The sequence below is a fragment of the Pseudomonas sp. genome, assembly GCF_050739655.1.
In the GTDB taxonomy this organism is placed as follows: domain Bacteria; phylum Pseudomonadota; class Gammaproteobacteria; order Pseudomonadales; family Pseudomonadaceae; genus Aquipseudomonas.
The window spans coordinates 1-14,452 of the sequence record NZ_JBOIBY010000263.1 but is presented as its reverse complement, the minus strand read 5'-3'; the positions used below and the strand labels follow the sequence as shown (position 1 = coordinate 14,452).

16 protein-coding genes are annotated in these 14,452 nt (G+C 58.9%); 6 read left to right on the top strand and 10 right to left on the bottom strand.

Annotation, left to right across the window (positions count from 1 at the left end; genetic code table 11):
* Positions 1–77: 77 nt before the first annotated feature.
* The 3 genes from ACRESJ_RS13215 to ACRESJ_RS13205 all read right to left on the bottom strand — a co-directional run bounded on the left by ACRESJ_RS13215 (position 78) and on the right by ACRESJ_RS13205 (position 2,140).
* Positions 78–947 carry a DUF6279 family lipoprotein gene (locus ACRESJ_RS13215; protein ID WP_431758281.1) on the bottom strand — a complete coding sequence of 290 codons (870 nt, stop codon included), beginning with the start codon at positions 945–947 and terminating at the stop codon, positions 78–80.
* A 77-nt stretch (positions 948–1,024) separates the two neighbouring features.
* Positions 1,025–1,747 carry a TorF family putative porin gene (locus ACRESJ_RS13210; protein ID WP_431758280.1) on the bottom strand — a complete coding sequence of 241 codons (723 nt, stop codon included), beginning with the start codon at positions 1,745–1,747 and terminating at the stop codon, positions 1,025–1,027.
* A 204-nt stretch (positions 1,748–1,951) separates the two neighbouring features.
* On the bottom strand, positions 1,952–2,140 hold the full coding sequence (locus tag ACRESJ_RS13205) for a hypothetical protein (protein WP_431758279.1): 189 nt from the start codon (positions 2,138–2,140) through the stop codon (positions 1,952–1,954).
* Between the two features lie 350 nt (positions 2,141–2,490).
* Here ACRESJ_RS13205 and ACRESJ_RS13200 point away from each other — a divergent pair, with 350 nt between their 5' ends.
* Positions 2,491–3,327 carry a CvfB family protein gene (locus ACRESJ_RS13200; RefSeq protein ID WP_431758278.1) on the top strand — a complete coding sequence of 279 codons (837 nt, stop codon included), beginning with the start codon at positions 2,491–2,493 and terminating at the stop codon, positions 3,325–3,327.
* 150 nt (positions 3,328–3,477) lie between these two features.
* A complete protein-coding gene (locus ACRESJ_RS13195) occupies positions 3,478–4,410 on the top strand; it encodes a DMT family transporter (RefSeq protein WP_431758277.1) in 933 nt (310 codons plus the stop codon).
* Here the strand turns inward: ACRESJ_RS13195 and ACRESJ_RS13190 are convergent.
* A complete protein-coding gene (locus ACRESJ_RS13190) occupies positions 4,355–5,536 on the bottom strand; it encodes an MFS transporter (protein WP_431758276.1) in 1,182 nt (393 codons plus the stop codon). The genes ACRESJ_RS13195 and ACRESJ_RS13190 overlap by 56 nt on opposite strands.
* A 103-nt stretch (positions 5,537–5,639) precedes the next feature.
* Here ACRESJ_RS13190 and ptrR point away from each other — a divergent pair, with 103 nt between their 5' ends.
* A complete protein-coding gene (gene ptrR, locus ACRESJ_RS13185) occupies positions 5,640–6,533 on the top strand; it encodes a putrescine utilization regulator PtrR (RefSeq protein WP_431758275.1) in 894 nt (297 codons plus the stop codon).
* Between the two features lie 139 nt (positions 6,534–6,672).
* Positions 6,673–6,801, top strand: a complete 129-nt coding sequence (locus tag ACRESJ_RS13180) for a PA1414 family protein (RefSeq protein WP_007914492.1) — start codon at positions 6,673–6,675, stop codon at positions 6,799–6,801.
* Between the two features lie 137 nt (positions 6,802–6,938).
* Here ACRESJ_RS13180 and ACRESJ_RS13175 read toward each other — a convergent pair whose 3' ends face one another.
* The 6 genes from ACRESJ_RS13175 to speB all read right to left on the bottom strand — a co-directional run bounded on the left by ACRESJ_RS13175 (position 6,939) and on the right by speB (position 12,550).
* Complete coding sequence (locus ACRESJ_RS13175) at positions 6,939–7,190, bottom strand: acyl carrier protein (RefSeq protein ID WP_431758274.1); 252 nt, start codon at positions 7,188–7,190, stop codon at positions 6,939–6,941.
* A 69-nt stretch (positions 7,191–7,259) separates the two neighbouring features.
* Entirely contained in the window at positions 7,260–7,985 is a 726-nt protein-coding gene (locus ACRESJ_RS13170) for an MBL fold metallo-hydrolase (RefSeq protein WP_431758273.1), read from the bottom strand.
* A gap of 85 nt (positions 7,986–8,070) precedes the next feature.
* A complete protein-coding gene (locus ACRESJ_RS13165) occupies positions 8,071–9,450 on the bottom strand; it encodes a sodium:solute symporter (RefSeq protein WP_431758272.1) in 1,380 nt (459 codons plus the stop codon).
* A 153-nt stretch (positions 9,451–9,603) separates the two neighbouring features.
* On the bottom strand, positions 9,604–11,112 hold the full coding sequence (locus tag ACRESJ_RS13160) for a purine-cytosine permease family protein (protein ID WP_431758271.1): 1,509 nt from the start codon (positions 11,110–11,112) through the stop codon (positions 9,604–9,606).
* A gap of 55 nt (positions 11,113–11,167) precedes the next feature.
* Positions 11,168–11,590 carry a YybH family protein gene (locus tag ACRESJ_RS13155; protein WP_431758270.1) on the bottom strand — a complete coding sequence of 141 codons (423 nt, stop codon included), beginning with the start codon at positions 11,588–11,590 and terminating at the stop codon, positions 11,168–11,170.
* Positions 11,591–11,599: 9 nt separating this feature from the next.
* Positions 11,600–12,550 carry an agmatinase gene (speB, locus tag ACRESJ_RS13150; protein WP_416129761.1) on the bottom strand — a complete coding sequence of 317 codons (951 nt, stop codon included), beginning with the start codon at positions 12,548–12,550 and terminating at the stop codon, positions 11,600–11,602.
* Between the two features lie 322 nt (positions 12,551–12,872).
* Here speB and ACRESJ_RS13145 point away from each other — a divergent pair, with 322 nt between their 5' ends.
* Positions 12,873–13,766, top strand: coding sequence for a LysR family transcriptional regulator (locus ACRESJ_RS13145; protein ID WP_431758269.1), 894 nt, complete (start codon positions 12,873–12,875; stop codon positions 13,764–13,766).
* A 5-nt stretch (positions 13,767–13,771) separates the two neighbouring features.
* Positions 13,772–14,368 (top strand): tRNA-uridine aminocarboxypropyltransferase, encoded by a 597-nt coding sequence (locus tag ACRESJ_RS13140; RefSeq protein ID WP_431758268.1) that lies wholly within the window; start codon positions 13,772–13,774, stop codon positions 14,366–14,368.
* The last annotated feature ends 84 nt before the right edge of the window (positions 14,369–14,452 follow it).

Sequence of the window (14,452 nt, the reverse complement as noted above, 5' to 3'; positions counted from 1 at the left end):
GTTTTTCGCGAGCAAGCTCGCTCCTACAGTGGTCTTCATTCGCTTAAGTGAACAGCATCCCCTCCTACGAGGGGGGGTCAGCCTTGCTTCGCGGCCTTCAGGCATTTCAAATCACTGAAGTCCTCCTTCACCCCTTCAATTTTGGTCTGCAATCGCTGACGTTGTTCCGGCGTACTTTCTGCCATCAGGTCCACGAACAACGAACGCGCCTGGCCCTCGGTTTTGGCGAAAGCCTGGCGATATGCAGGCGTCCACAAACGTTCTCGGTCGACCAGTAGCGTCTCTATCCGCTGTGGGAATTCTGGACTATGTCGTTGCGCCACAGCTGCGCTGAACTGATTTTGCCAATGCACCCGATTGGCAATCCATTGCGTATTCTGGTCGCCCAAGGCATTCGACCACGCAGCCACTCGTTGCCGCTGGGCAGGGCTGAGCGGACCAAGCCAGTCATTCAGGCGCTTCTGCATGCGCTCGCCACGTTCCTTGACCTGCTGGTCCAGGGACGGTTTCAAGTATTGCTCCTGGTGTTTGCGCTGGTCTTTGGCGAATGCCTCGTTCATCTCTGCGACCTGCTTGTCATCCAGCCCTTGCAACAGTTCGACGGCTGAAGGAGTGATTTCCCGGGCCGTTTCAGCGATCGCCTGTTTGGCTTCAGTGGCACGGGCTTGCAAGGCAGTATCGGTGACCTCGTTGGCGGCGACCATGCTTTGCAATCGATCCAGCCAGTCAAGGTAACCCGGCATTTGCGTGGTGCAATGCCAGCTCAAATGCTCTTTGAGGCGCTGATTGAACCAACCCTTTTGCTCGCCGTTCATGTCCAGGTAGTCGCTGAGCGTCCAGGGAATAATCACGTCGAGGTTTCGGTAGGCCAGGCCCATACGGTTGCAACCGCCAAGGGTGAGGCTGAACATGAGCGTAACGGCGAAGTATTTGAACCAGCGAGACATGGGCCAATCCTTGCGAAAGCCGGGCTTCGGGGTCTGATTCTCATGTGAACGCAGGATGAGCCCGGCAGTTCAGCCAATCAATAGAAGGCGCGTTCAGCCTTGAGGGTGACAAGCCCGTCACATTGGCTGTTGTGCCCGGAATAAGCTGAACAATAGCTGCCGCTGAGGCTGGAGTCGCTGTAGATCAGGTCCAGGTCGATACCCATGAAGGGGCGAGACAGTTTGACCGACCAGTCGGTAAAACTGTCTACGTAGCCATCGTCCACCGCGACCGGTGTATTCAATTGGTGGGTGGTGTACTTCATGCTGATCCCGATACCAAACGGTTGGTTGCCACTGAGGTCGGCGAACAGGGTGCTGTTCTGTTTGTCAGGGTCGTTGCTCAATGCGACGCCGAATCGGCTGCCGAGCAATGTCAGGCCACCGAACAGTTCCTGGCTGTTGAGGGTGTCCACTTCGGGATAGCTGTAATGGATGATGCCCACTTCGTAGCCGAGGGTTTGGTCGAAGGGGTGTTTGAAGCCTGCATAGGAATCGATTTCCAGATTCTTTCCCTGGCTGATCCCCATGCTGGGTGACCATTGGCCAACGTAGAAACCGCTGTCGTGCGTCAGATCCAGGCCACCATGGAACGAGCCGGCGGCGGAGGGTTTGACCAGGCCTTGGGCCATGCTGCGACTGGGACTGGTGCCGAGTTTGAGGTCGAAGTTACCCAGCTCACGCTGAAAAATCTGCCCATGGGCGATGGAGCTCGCCAGCAGGCCGCCGAGCAGTAAAGGTAAGCAGTTGGGTTTGAACATGCGTCACTCCATGAACAGCGAGGGCAGGCGGTTTGGCCTGCTGAAACGCTTGATCCAGACGCGTGCAAGGATACCGACGAATAACCGGCATCGAGGGCCGTTCGTCGATTTTCTCAAGATGGGTGGTTAGCGAGGGGGTGTGTTGCGCGATCCAGTCCAAGCGCTTCGAAGCTCAAAGCGCTCGGGGACCAGGTGATGCGTTATTTACTTCTTGCCCAGCGTGATCTGCTTGGACGGGGCGAAAGTTTGGCCGCTGACGCCTTTTTCAATTTGCTGGATTTCACCGCCGGATTTGAGGAAGGCAGCGATCTGGCTGTTGATCGATTCGCTGGTTTCGACGGCTGGAGCTGGCTTTGCTTTGCTGTGGGATGCTTTTACGCGCATGGCGGCCATTAACCTGTAGAAAATTAACTTGGCCACGCATCGTACAGGATTTGGCTGCCATTTGCTTGGCCAATATCCCATGGATATCCCGAGGCAAGGGCCAGCCAAATAGGGTTTTGGTGTTTGAATGTCTCTCCTAAGTCGCTGTTTTAAATAAAAACATGGCTCTGGAAAATCAAAAAATATGCGGGAGTGACACCGACGAAAGTCGTCGACTCGGTCAGACGAGCGGCCGATCACCCAATCCGGAATCCAGGCAAATCAAGGCTTTCGCCAGATTTTCTCGCGCCACCGGGTCGGCCATCGAACGCCGCCCACAAAACCGGGTAGAATGCGGCCACGTAATGAGGGTATTGGACATGGCTTTAGTCGGGCGTTACAACAGTTTGCAAGTGGTTAAACACACTAACTTCGGTTTATATCTGGACGGTGGCGCGGACGGTGAGATTCTTTTGCCTAATCGTTATATTCCAAAAGATATTCCCAGCGAAGATGAAGACTGGCTCAACGTATTTGTTTATCTGGACAGTGATGACAAACTCATCGCAACGACTGAAAAGCCGAAAGTTCAAGTGGGTGAATTTGCAAGTTTGAAAGTTGTTGAAGTCAACAGCATTGGCGTGTTTCTGGATTGGGGCCTGCCGAAGGATCTGTTGCTGCCGTTTTCCGAAGAAAAGCGTCAGATGAAAGCCGGCGAGTACACCGTGGTGCATGTCTACCTCGACAAGCACACCCGTCGCATCACGGCGACGGCGCGTCTGGACCGCTACCTGGACAAGACGCCAGCGAACTACACACCTGGCCAGGAAGTTGACTTGCTGGTTGCCGAAGCCACTGAAATGGGCTTCAAGGCAATCATCAATAACAAACACTGGGGCCTGATCCACAAGAACGAAATCTTCAAGTTCATGCGCGCCGGTAAAGAAGAGAAGGGCTTCATCAAGGAAGTTCGTGCTGACGGCAAGATCAGCCTGAGCCTGCAACCGGTTGGCCAGGAAGCGGCCACCAGCCTGAACTCGAAGATCCTCGCCAAGTTGCGTGAGAACAACGGCAGCCTGCCAGTCAGTGACAAGAGCGACCCGGCCATCATCAGCAGCCTGTTCGGCGTCAGCAAAGGCAACTTCAAAAAGGCCATTGGTGCGTTGTACAAGAACGGCCAGATTGTCATTCATGCCGATCGCATTGAGCTGAGCTGATTTCACCGAAACCAGGCGGCATTTTCTGGCCAACTGGTTAATAATCGGCAACATAATTTTTTGCCCCGTCACCGCTTGATAAACAAGAGGTGACGGGGCTTTTCTTTTTTGTCGAGTCACTGCCATGTCTTGTGTTGTCGAGGTATCGAATTGAACGTCACCCGGCGCAGCGCCGATGGATTTGCCTTGCAGGTAATGCTGGGGCTGTGCCTGGTCTGGGGTGTTCAGCAGGTCATGATCAAGTGGGCGGCGCCCGACATTGCGCCGGTTATGCAGGCGGCAGGGCGGTCAGGCATGTCCGCGCTGCTCGTAGGGTTGTTGATCTGCTGGAAGGGTGGTTGGGATCAGGTCGGTGCTACATGGCGCGGCGGGCTGTTGGCCGGTGCCTTGTTTGGCCTGGAGTTTTTCTTCATTTCCGAAGGCCTGCAACTGACCACGGCGGCGCACATGTCGGTGTTCCTCTACACCGCGCCGATTTTCACCGCGTTGGGCGTGCATTGGCTATTGCCCAGTGAGCGTTTGAGACCGGTGCAATGGCTGGGGATTATTCTTGCGTTTGTCGGGATCGGCATTGCATTTGCCGGTGGGGTGTCCTGGGACAATCTAGATCGCCGCATGTTGCTGGGCGATGCACTGGGCGTACTGGCGGGTGCTGCCTGGGGCGCGACCACGGTGGTGGTACGCGCTTCTCGCTTGTCGGAGGCGCCGGTGACCCTGACATTGTTCTATCAGTTGATTGTCGGTTTCGTCGGTTTGCTGTTGATTGCGCTGGTGAGCGGTCAGATCACCCATGTCAGCCTGACCACCGTGGCGGTGGCCAGCGTGCTGTTTCAAGGCGTGGTGGTGTCGTTTTTCAGCTACCTGGTCTGGTTCTGGCTGTTGCGCCGTTATCTGGCGGCGAACCTGGCCGTGTTTTCGTTCATGACGCCGCTGTTCGGCGTCACGTTCGGCGTGTTGCTGCTGGGTGAAAAGCTGAGCCTGAACTTTGTGATCGGCGCGGTTCTTGTGTTGTTGGGCATTACATTTGTCAGCGCTGAGCAGTGGGTTCGACGCCGTTTGCGCAGAGCGCTTGGACAGCCCTGAGCGGGCTGAACAACAAGCCACCGGCCAGCAGCAGACCACTGCCGGCAATCACCAGTGCAGGCTGCAATCCACCACTGAAATGGCTGCTCAACGCTGCCAGCAATGGCCCCGCGAGCTGACCCACGGCAAAGCATGCGGTCAGCAATCCGGCGTTGCGTTGGGTGGCATGGGGCGCCAGTTCACGGGAGCGTTGCATCACCAGTTGCATGCACGCCAGGAACGGTGTGCCGCACAAAATCACACCCAGCGCCAGGCCCGGGCCGTTGCCCAGCAGGCAAGCGAACACACCTGCCGCTTGTAGCCAGAGCGTCGCGATCAGCCAATGACGAGTTGCCCCCGTTGCTTGCCGCCGCAGGCTCACCAGTACCACACCGGTTGCCGCCGCCAGGCCGAAGCACGGCCAGAACAGATCGGCTTGCCATTGACCGTGAAACTGCGCATTGGCCATTTGCGACAGGAACGTGGCCGGGATGATGTAGCCCAAACCGTACAAGCCATAGACCGCACCCAGACGACCGATGCCCTGGTTACCGGTGCTGACGAGGTTGGTCGTTGTGGTCAAGTTGACCTGCGGCTGCGGCAGCAGTCCCACGATCCCCAGCAACATCAGCAGGCCGACGACGCCATACACCAGCCACAGCGTGGCAGACGTCTGGCCCAGCAGGTTCGAGCCCAAGGCCAACAAGCCCGTCAGAAAAATGCCCAGACCCGGTCCGGCAAATACCAGGGCACCGAGTCGTGGACGACCGGCGGCGGCAGCGAGCGGCTGGCTCAGCGCGGTAATCATCACCAGCACCCAGGCGCTCGCCACGCCAGTACCGAAGCGCAACAGCAGATGCGCCCAGAAACCATTGGCCCAGAACGAAGCAAAAGTCAGCAGTACACACAACCATAAACCGCCCAGCAAACGACGGCGGACTTGTTCGGGCCGTCGCGAGAACATGGCATCGACAGCACCGACGAAGTAGCCGAAGTAATTGGCTGCGGCAATCAGGCCGGCGCCGGTCAGGTCAATCTGACCTTCACTGAGCAGGTGGGGTAATTGTGGTGTCAGGGCAAAACGGCCGATGCCCATGGCCATCATCAAAGCGATAAAACTGGCGATCAAGCGAGTCAGGGGATTCATGGTGCGGGTTCCAGCAGAGGTTCAATGACCGTCAGGCTAGGACTGATTGACTTTCTTTAAAAATGAATAATAGTGAGTAACTTGTTCATGTTTGGAGAATGGCGTGGAATTCAGCCAATTGCGTATCTTTCAGGCGGTTGCGCAGGAGGGGTCCATCACCCGTGCCGCTGAACGCCTGCATCGGGTGCCGTCCAACCTGTCGACCCGGCTCAAGCAACTGGAAGAGCAGCTCGGGGTTGAATTGTTCGTGCGCGAGCGTCAGCGCTTGCAGCTATCGCCTGCGGGAAAAGTCTTGCTGGACTACACCGCCAAGCTGTTCGCCTTGCATGATGAAGCCCACGCTGCAGTGCAAGGCGGTCAGCCAGCTGGCGACTTCGTGCTCGGCACCATGTACAGCACCGCCGCCATTCACCTTCCGGCGCTATTGGCGCGCTATCACCGTCACTATCCCGCGGTGAACCTGCAAGTGCAGTCCGGGCCCAGTGGTGAATTGCTGGAAGGCTTGCTCACCGGTCGATTGGATGCGGCGCTGGTGGACGGCCCGCCGACACTGGCCGGAATCGACGGCGTGATGCTGTGTGAAGAACGATTGGTATTGATCAGCGAGGCCGATCACCCGCCCATCCGCAGCGCGCGGGACGTGGAAGGGCGTGCGGTCTTCACATTTCGCCAGGGTTGCTCTTATCGCATGCGCCTGGAGTCCTGGTTTTCCAGCGATCATGCGGCCATGGGGCGGGCAATGGAGATCGAATCCTATCCGGGGATGCTCGCCTGTGTGATCGCCGGCTCCGGAGTTGCGCTGATGTCTGAGTCGATGCTCGCCAGCCTGCCGGGGCGTGAAGGTGTTTCTGTCCATCCATTACAGGAGCCGTTTGCGACGGCCAGCACCTGGCTGATGTGGCGCAAGGGCATGGTCGGGGCCAACCTGAATGCGTGGATCGAGCAACAACAGATGGTTTACCCGACGACACCGATTCAATCCCAGGCGATTGCCTGAACGGGTGCGGTCGGATTGTGATCAATTCAGTAACAGATCATTGCGATGTTCGGCGAGCATTGCTCGGTACTTCGGACTATTATCAGTGCGAAGCGACTACAGAATTCCGGTCGCTCGGCACTACCCTGAAGGGGGCATCATGAAAGAGAAAATCCAAAACTGGCTGCATGACCTGGGTGTCGCACTCGGTTTGATCGAACCGCCTCTGCAACCTGTGCCCATTCGTACGGACGACGAACAACGCCGACGCCAGCAGCGTCGCCGGTAAACCACAAGGACTGAAATGATCGCAGCGTTGAGCAGCTCCCACGGGGAATGTGTCAGTGCTGCGATTGCGCGCGAACGTAATAGACGTTGCCGAAGGCTGCGATCCTGGCGGTCTCAAAGTTCCTGCAGGTGCGGCAGTCAATGCCGCCCGATCTCCATCAAAAATCGACTCAAGTCATTGACCGTCCTGGCAGTCTTGAGTAACCGGTCTTCCTCGGCGGTGAACGCGGTCAAGCCAAATTCATCTTCCAGATGAATAATCAGCTCTTCAATATCCGTTGTATCCAATCCCAATTGCGCCAGGCTGGCGTTGTGGTCAAAGTCATTGCGACCCTCCAGCAGGCGACTGATGAAGTGATGCACGGCGGCACGCACGGCTGCTCTTTTCATGAGGCTTCTTCGGGGCCGAAACGGTTGTCGTCCCTGCGGATTTGTTCCTGCCGTTGAGTACAGCAGGCTTCAGCCGTGACAGCGTTGCCACTCGTCAATCATGTTGCGCAAATGCTCTCCGGAAAAACTGCCGAAATGTCCGCCATGTACCATGCGGATCGGCAGCGTGCGCAAACGCTGGAGGCTGCGTGCGTAGTCGTCGAGATTGGAGTGATAGGCGTCTTCGATCAATGGTCCGTTGTAAATGATGTCGCCGCTGAACAAGGTTTCGGTCGCCGCTTCGTAGAGGCTGATTCCTCCTGGCGAATGTCCCGGTGTGTGCAGCACTTTCAGCACACGGTTTCCCAGGTCCAGTACGTCGCCTTCTTCAATCATGCCTGTGGCGGGGGCGGCTTTGACCCGGTATTCGGCGTAGCACAAGGGGCAATCAGGGTGCGCCTCGAACATGTCGTCGCCGACATAGGCCTTGCTCAAGTCGTTGTCACCGTTGGGTGCGGCGAGGATGTCGGCCTCGGCCGGGTGCACCAGCCGTTCGGGAAATTCGTGATGCCCTGCAATGTGGTCGAAATGGCAGTGACTGGCCACGGCAACCAATGGCCGCTCGGTAAGCCACGGCAGTTGCTCGCGCAGGCTGACCAGTCCCGAACCGCTGTCGAGCAGCAGGTCCTTGTCGCGGCCCTGGATGTGCCAGAGGTTGCAGCGATAGAAGGGACGGATGTACGGCTCATGAATCAGGCGGATGCCGTCGTTGAGCTGCTGGACCTCGAACCACAGGTCACGGCTGACAATCTTCATAACCACTTTCCTTCAGACGAAAAAAAACGGGTGTGGCAACCGACGCCACACCCGTCGAAGAAAGCATCAAGTCGTTATGTTCAGCTTAGATGGCGCTCGCCACCACGGCCGGGCGACGGGACAGCAGGCTGACCACGATGAAGCTCACCAGGCCAACGGCCAGGCTGTAGTAGATCGGGGTGTTGGCATCCAGACCGTCCTTGACCATGAACAGCAAGGCAGTGGCGAAGCCCATGCCCATGCTGGCGATGGCGCCGGCGGTAGTCGCGCGTTTCCAGAAGATCGCACCCATCAATGGGATCAACATGCCGCCCACCAACAGGTTGTAGGCCAGGGTCAGTGCGCTGATCACGTCGTTCACCACCAGGGCGATACCCAGTACAACAATACCGGTCAGCAGGGTCACCAGACGGTTCATGCTGAGGCTCGACTGCTTGCCGCCGCGCAGTTTCGGCAGCAGGTCTTCACTCAGGGTGGTAGCAGCGGCGAGCAGGCCGGCGCTGGCGGTGGACATCATGGCGGCCAGAGCAGCAGCGATTACCAGGCCACGGATACCGTCCGGCAGGGACAGCTTCACGATCGCGGCGAAAGCGTTGTTGACGTTGTCCAGATCCGGGATCAGCACGTGAGCAGCCATGCCAATCAGGGCGCACGCCAGACCATAAATGATGCAGTAGATGCCGGCAGCGGTACCTGCATACTGCGCGACTTTGGCGGTCTTGACGGTAAACACCCGTTGCCAGATGTCCTGACCGATCAGGATGCCGAAGAAGTAGATCACGAAGTAGGTGATGATGGTGTCCCAACCGATGGTGGTGAAGCTGAAGCTCGCCGCCGGCAGTTTGGTCACCAACTCATCCCAGCCGCCAACGCGGTACAGGCAGATCGGCAACAGGATGAACATCAGGCCAACGGTCTTGATCACGAACTGGACGATGTCGGTCAGGGTCAGCGACCACATGCCGCCGATGGCCGAGTAGATCACCACCACGCCACCGCCGACCAGTACCGACAGCCAGAACGGCAGGCCGAACAGCACTTGCAACACGGTGCCGATTGCCAGGATCGAGACCACGCCGATCATCAGGGCGTAGGCCAGCATGATCACCGCGCTCGCGGAGCGGGCCATCGGGTTGTAGCGCTTTTCCAGCACCTGGGTAACGGTGTAGATCTTCAGTTTCAACAGCGGTTTGGCGAGGAACAGGTTCAGCGCCACGATCCCGCAACCCAGTGCGGCGCAGAGCCAGAAACCGGAGATGCCATGCACGTAGCCCAGGCGCACGGTGCCCACGGTGGACGCGCCGCCGAGGACGGTGGCCGCCATGGTGCCCATGTACAGGGTTGGGCCAAGGTTACGACCGGCAACGAGAAACTCTTCGTTGGTCTTGGCCTTGCGCATGCCGTAGTAGCCGAGAATCAGCATCGCGGCGGCGTAGATGAGTACGACGAATAAATCCAAAGCCATGATGGCGTGTCTCCGATTGTCTTTTTTATGTGAGGCTGAAAATCAATCCCTTGTGGGAGCGGGCTTGCCCGCGATGGGGACGCCACAGCCTTGCAGACTGATCGCGTCATCGTTCATCGCGGGCAAGCCCGCTCCCACAGGTAATGCGTTGACTCAGGCGACTTGTTGCATCGCCGGTGTAACGAGCGGGTCCGTGCTCTTGCTGCGTGAATCTTTCGGGCCGAACACTGCGCTCGTTTCCGGGAACATCTTGAGCAACAACAGGTACACCACCGAGGCCAGGCCGAGGGTCACCGGCAGGCTGATGTCGATGCCATCGGCCAGGTTGCCGAGCGGGCCGACGAACTGCCCCGGCAGGTTCACGAAGCACAGGCCAACCGCCGCGCTCGGGATCCAGGCACCCATGCCGCGCCAGTTCCAACCGTGGGTGAACCAGTAGCGGCCACCTTTTTCACCACGGGTGAACACTTGCAGGTCATCCGGGCAGTAGAAGCCGCGACGTACCAGCAGGCCGATGATCATGATCACCATCCACGGGGTGGTGCAGGTGATGATCAGCACGGCGAAGGTCGACACGCTCTGCACCAGGTTCGCCGCGAAGCGCCCGATGAAGATGAAGGCAATCGACATCACGCCGATCAGCAACGTGGCTTTTACCCGCGACAGAACCCGTGGGAACACGCTGGACATGTCCAGCCCGGTGCCATAGAGCGAGGTGGTGCCGGTGGACATGCCGCCGATCACCGCAATCAGGCACACCGGCAGGAAAAACCAGGTCGGCGAAACGGCCAGCAGGCCGCCGACATAGTTATTGGCAGCGATGTAGTCCGGTGCCTTGATCGCCACGATAGTGGCGGTGGCGAGGCCGAACAGGAACGGGATCAGCGTGGCCAGTTGTGCGGCGATCACCGAGACCATGATCCGGCCTTTGGGCGTTTCACGGGGGATATAACGCGACCAGTCACCGAGAAACGCGCCGAAGGAAATCGGGTTGCTCATGGCCACCAGTGCGGCGCCGATGAATGCCGCCCAGAAACCGGCTTGCCCCATGGCTACAGTGCCCGCGTACTGGCTGTCGAACGCCGGGGCAAACGCGAAGATGCCCAGCAGGAACAACAGGCTGGCCGCCCACACGGCGATGCGGTTGACCCACAACATGAAGCGGAAGCCATAGATGCATACGGTCAGTACCAGCAGCGCGAACAGACCATAGGCCAGGCCCAGGGTCAGGTCGGTTTCCGGCAGGTCGATCAGTCGCTTGGCGCCGCCCACCAGCGCGTCGCCCGAACTCCAGACGGAGAGCGAGAAGAACGCGATAGCGGTCAGCAGTGACAGGAAGGAACCGACGATACGCCCGTGCACGCCGAAGTGAGCACCGGAGGACACGGCGTTGTTGGTGCCATTAATCGGCCCAAACAGGCCCATCGGCGCGAGGATCAATGCACCGAGCACCACGCCCAGCACAATCGCCCAGACGCCCGCCTGGAAGGACAGGCCGAACAGTACCGGGAAACTGCCGAGCACGGCGGTTGCAAAGGTATTGGCGCCGCCGAAGATCAAGCGAAACAGGTCGCTGGGCCGTGCGGTGCGCTCATTGTCCGGGATCTGTTCGACCCCGTTTGTTTCGATGCTAAGGCTGTTTTCGTTGTTTTTGTTATTCATGATCTGCTCCGATCATAAAGGCGCGCTCATCGTGTGTGAGCGTCACCTGTTTGTGCTAAGGGGTTGGCAGCCCTTCCGGCAATGCGGACAAATGTTCGTGACAGGCCAGCCACAGGCCTTGTTGTTCTTGGCCAGACGCTTGTTTCTTGAAAACAATCGTCTCGCGCTCCTGGCTGAAGTGTTGCTCCCCTTGCATGCGCAGCTCGGTGGCCACGTCATGGATGAAAATCGCCACGTCACCCTGCAGGCTGACGAAGGCGTTGCTTGAGGTGCACGAGAGCACTTCAAAGCCATCCTCGGCTCGCCAGCCATCCCACATCGCCTGATAGGCGTCGCGTGACAGCAGCGGTTGTTCGAGGGTGTAGAAGACGAAGCTGGCATCGGCGCTGAACGCGCCGAAGTAGGCTTCGCGATCGTTTCGGGCGAAGGCGGATACCAGGTCGGCAGCCGCTTTCAAAACCTGATCACGTTCGTTCATGACCAACCCTCAGCGGTGGACCACGCCAGGCAGTACGCAGAGCATTTCGTACAGCAGGTTGGCGGCCAGCAGCGAGGTGTTGCCGGTGGTGTCATAAGCGGGCGAGACTTCGACCAGATCGCATCCGATCAGGTCGAGGCCTTGGCAGCCGCGAATGATTTCAATCGCCTGAATGGTCGTCAGACCACCAATTTCCGGGGTGCCGGTACCGGGTGCCCAGGCTGGGTCGATACCGTCGATGTCAAAACTCAGGTACACCGGACCGCCACCGACTTTCTCGCGAACTTCGGCCATCAGCGGTGCCAGGGATTTGTGCCAGCACTCTTCGGCCTGAACCACACGGAAGCCCTGGTTGCGGCTCCAGTTGAAGTCGTCGGCGGTATAGCCCTGGGCGCGCAGACCGATTTGTACGACGCGGTCCGGGTCAATCAGACCCTCTTCGACGGCGCGACGGAAGGTGGTGCCGTGGGCGATTTTCTCACCGAACATGTGATCGTTCACATCGGCGTGGGCGTCGATGTGCACCAGGCCGACCTTGCCGTGCTTTTTATGGATGGCACGCAGGATCGGCAGGGTGATGGTGTGGTCGCCGCCCAGGGTCAGGGGGATCACATCGTGTTCGAGGATGTTGTCGTAGGACTCTTCGATGATCCGTACGGCGTCCAGCAGGTTGAAGGTGTTGATCGCCACGTCGCCGATATCGGCAACCGACAGCGAGTCGAACGGCGCAGCACCGGTGGCCATGTTGTACGGGCGGATCATCACCGATTCGGCGCGGATGTCACGCGGCCCGAAGCGGGTGCCGGGGCGCAGCGAAGTACCGATGTCCAGCGGCACGCCAACGAAGGCAGCGTCAAGGCCGGCGGCGGTAGGTACATGGGGGAGTCGCAGCATGGTGGCGATACCGCCGAAGCGCGGCATTTCGTTGCCGCCCAGTGGTTGGTGAAGAATCTTGTCCACGGGTAAGGCCTCATCGTCGTTGTTTTATTTATTTGGTTGCGCCGTTTTCAGAGGGTACGGGCACCACTGTGGGCCGATTCTGCGAAATGTAGTGGTCGGGAAGAATCGCTACGCGCAAATACTTAGTTCAGATTTTTCTAAACTAATGGTGGTGGCGGAGATAGACTTCACCGCTTTCTGAATGTGCTCGTTCCCACGCTCTGCGTGGGAATGCATCCATGGACGCTCCGCGTCCTGCTGTTTTCGTGCATGTGACGCAGAGCGTCACGGGCTGCATTCCCACGCAGAGCGTGGGAACGATCGACCGGTTCTGGAGTACCCCATGCCCAACGCTTTACCCGACCTGAAACTATTGCGCATCTTCGTCAGCGTGGTGCGGCATCAGGGATTCGCCAACGCCCAGCAAGAGCTCAACCTCTCGACGTCGGCCATCAGCACCTACATGAGCCAGCTTGAGTCGTCCCTCGGCCTGGTGCTATGCCATCGCGGGCGTGGCGGTTTCAGTCTGACCAGCAAGGGCGAGCTGTTTCATCAGGAAACCTTGCGTCTATTGGGCGAGCTGGAAGGTTTCGAACAATACGCCGCCGCGCTCAAGGGCGAGTTGCGCGGCACGCTGAACCTGGGGGTGATCGACTCGACGGTCAGCGACAAGGCCTTGCCGTTCGCCGAAGCCATTGGCGCCTACAGCCAGGAACATCCCGCGGTGCATTTGCATTTGTCGGTCATGAGTCCCTATGAGCTGCAATTGGGCGTGCAGGACAACCGGCTCGACCTGGCCATCGGTGCGTTTTCCACACGCATGAGCGGGCTGGTGTACATGCCGCTGTACCGCGAACAACACTGGTTGTATTGCAGCTCGCGGCATCCGTTGTTCAACGAACGGCGCATCCCCGAGCAGGTCATCACCCAGCAGCGTATGGTCGGTCGCGGTTATTGGAGTCAGGCCGAGTTGGCTCGCCATGGTTTCAAGCACAGCGCCGCGACGGTAGAGAGTATGGAGGCGCAGCTTATTCTGGTGCTGTCGGGCGCCTACATCGGTTACTTGCCGGAGCACTATGCTCAGGCTTGGGCCGACAAGGGTGATTTGCGGGTGCTACTGCCGGCGACCTTCGGTTATCAGGCGCCGTTCTCGATGATCGTGCGCCGTGGCCGCAGTCGTGAGCCGCTGATCCAGACCTTCCGTGACTTGCTCAAAGCCCAACTGAATCAGGCGTGAAGACGATGTCCAGAATTCAATGTTCCCGCTGCCTGCGCCCGCAAAGCCATTGCCTGTGCCCGCTGATTCCCAGCCTCGACAGCCGCACCCGGGTTCTGTTGTTGCAGCATCCAAGTGAAGTGAACCATGCGCTGAACACTGCGCGTCTGGCGGCACTTGGGTTGAGGAACGCGCAGTTGATCGTCGGTGAGGTGTTCGAGGATTTGCCTGCGCTGCTGAATCAGCCGGGGTATCAGGCGCGGTTGTTGTTCCCGGGCGAAGAGGCGCAGCCGATGCAGACCTATGGCGCGGTCGATGAGCCGATACTGCTGGTGGTTCCGGACGGCACCTGGCGCAAGGCGCGCAAGATGCTGCACTTGAATCCGCTAATGGCGGCGTTGCCTCGGGTGACGCTGGCTGAGGGCGGCGTGTCCCGTTACCGGTTGCGCAAGGCACCGGGGCCTGGGGCGTTGTCGACGGTGGAGGCGATTGTGCAGGCGCTGGAGACTCTGGAGGCACCGACTTCGTTTGCGCCGTTGTTGAAGCCGTTCGAGGCGTTGATCGAAGGGCAGATTGCGGCGATGGGGGAGGAGGTCTTCCAGCGTAATCATGGGCTGAAATAGTCGTTGGCTGTGCCGGCCCCTTCGCGGGCAAGCCCGCTCCCACAGTGTCCGTGTCGTACGCAAATCCTATGAACACCACTGAAC

Coding starts and splice junctions, on each gene's coding strand:
- ACRESJ_RS13145 (WP_431758269.1), top strand. CDS start 12,873: ATGCCCAACGCTTTACCCGACCTGAAACTATTGCGCATCTTCGTCAGC.
- ACRESJ_RS13140 (WP_431758268.1), top strand. CDS start 13,772: ATGTCCAGAATTCAATGTTCCCGCTGCCTGCGCCCGCAAAGCCATTGC.
- ACRESJ_RS13155 (WP_431758270.1), bottom strand. CDS start 11,590: ATGAACGAACGTGATCAGGTTTTGAAAGCGGCTGCCGACCTGGTATCC.
- ACRESJ_RS13205 (WP_431758279.1), bottom strand. CDS start 2,140: ATGGCCGCCATGCGCGTAAAAGCATCCCACAGCAAAGCAAAGCCAGCT.
- ACRESJ_RS13180 (WP_007914492.1), top strand. CDS start 6,673: ATGAAAGAGAAAATCCAAAACTGGCTGCATGACCTGGGTGTCGCACTC.
- ACRESJ_RS13215 (WP_431758281.1), bottom strand. CDS start 947: ATGTCTCGCTGGTTCAAATACTTCGCCGTTACGCTCATGTTCAGCCTC.
- ACRESJ_RS13210 (WP_431758280.1), bottom strand. CDS start 1,747: ATGTTCAAACCCAACTGCTTACCTTTACTGCTCGGCGGCCTGCTGGCG.
- ACRESJ_RS13160 (WP_431758271.1), bottom strand. CDS start 11,112: ATGAATAACAAAAACAACGAAAACAGCCTTAGCATCGAAACAAACGGG.
- ACRESJ_RS13200 (WP_431758278.1), top strand. CDS start 2,491: ATGGCTTTAGTCGGGCGTTACAACAGTTTGCAAGTGGTTAAACACACT.
- ACRESJ_RS13175 (WP_431758274.1), bottom strand. CDS start 7,190: ATGAAAAGAGCAGCCGTGCGTGCCGCCGTGCATCACTTCATCAGTCGC.
- ACRESJ_RS13165 (WP_431758272.1), bottom strand. CDS start 9,450: ATGGCTTTGGATTTATTCGTCGTACTCATCTACGCCGCCGCGATGCTG.
- ACRESJ_RS13170 (WP_431758273.1), bottom strand. CDS start 7,985: ATGAAGATTGTCAGCCGTGACCTGTGGTTCGAGGTCCAGCAGCTCAAC.
- ACRESJ_RS13190 (WP_431758276.1), bottom strand. CDS start 5,536: ATGAATCCCCTGACTCGCTTGATCGCCAGTTTTATCGCTTTGATGATG.